Genomic DNA, 1,142 nt, shown 5'->3' on the forward strand with positions numbered 1-1,142 from the left:
CATTTGTAGTGTACATGATTTTACGAATATTACCACCATAATCGAAAAGTTGTTCCACATGAGAAAAGTTTCGTTTCCATACGTCTACAGCTCCAGGGTACGTAGACCACTGCTTTTCAAAAGATTCAAATGCACTGTGACAAGCCTTAAGGCTTGGAGCTCCATACACTTTCTTTAAGGCAGCAGTAAAAGGCTTGTAGTCTTTACTTGGTATATACTTAATCGAATTTCGAATTAAATGAACAATACATCTCTGTACGGTCACATCAGGAAAAATCGCACGTGCTCCTTCTTCCAGACCACTAACGCCATCCATTGAGAGAAAGAAGATATCTTCTACACCACGAGATTTGATTTCATCAAAAATTTGCATCCATTTATGTTTACTTTCCGTTTCATTCAACCACAAACCTAGAATGTCCTTTTTACCTTCTATGGTATATCCTAGTATTGTGTAAACGGCATACTTCTTCGTTTCATAGTCATTACGAATGGTTGTGTAAAGACAATCGACAAACACAAAAGGGTAACAGTTACTTAAGGGACGATTTTGCCACTCTTCTAAATTAGGAAGTACAGTATCCGTAATGTCGGATACCATTTCATGAGATACAGAAAAGCCATAGATGTCTTCTATCGTGGAAGAAATGTCTCGTTGTGACATTCCTCTGGCATACATCGAAATGACCTTATCCTCTATAGAGGATACATCTCTTTTACGCTTTGGAATCAACTGCGGTTCAAATGAACCATCACGATCACGGGGGACTGCAATTTCAACTTCTCCTGCCGTTGTTTTCACGATCTTTTTGCCATATCCATTTCTTCTATTTCTTGTTTCTTTTTCTCCCTTGTCATTGGATTCATAGCCCAAATGGTGATTCATTTCACCTTTTAGCATTGACTCAAACATGGGACCAAATATGTCTTTTAATGCTTCTTGCATATCTTCTACTGATTTAGGCTGATACTGTTCGATAATCTTGTTAGCTAATTCTACGGAGTTCGGATCTCTTTTCAATTTCCCCACTGAAACCACTCCTTTAGCTTTATACTTATTATTCTATCAAATAAAAAACTGTGTGAGTAAGGAACCGTACGCATTCCTTACTTACACAGTTAATATTACACTCCCCCAATTG

1 protein-coding gene is annotated in these 1,142 nt (G+C 37.7%); it reads right to left on the minus strand.

Annotated elements, in window-relative coordinates:
- Positions 1–1,039 (minus strand): IS256-like element ISBsu2 family transposase (locus ACFQ8E_RS22010; RefSeq protein ID WP_430552653.1); only part of this gene is annotated, 1,039 nt, incomplete at its 3' end.
- Positions 1,040–1,142: the final 103 nt, after the last annotated feature.

The sequence above is a fragment of the Isoptericola sp. NPDC056573 genome (assembly GCF_042793335.1).
Lineage (GTDB): Bacteria > Actinomycetota > Actinomycetes > Actinomycetales > Cellulomonadaceae > Isoptericola.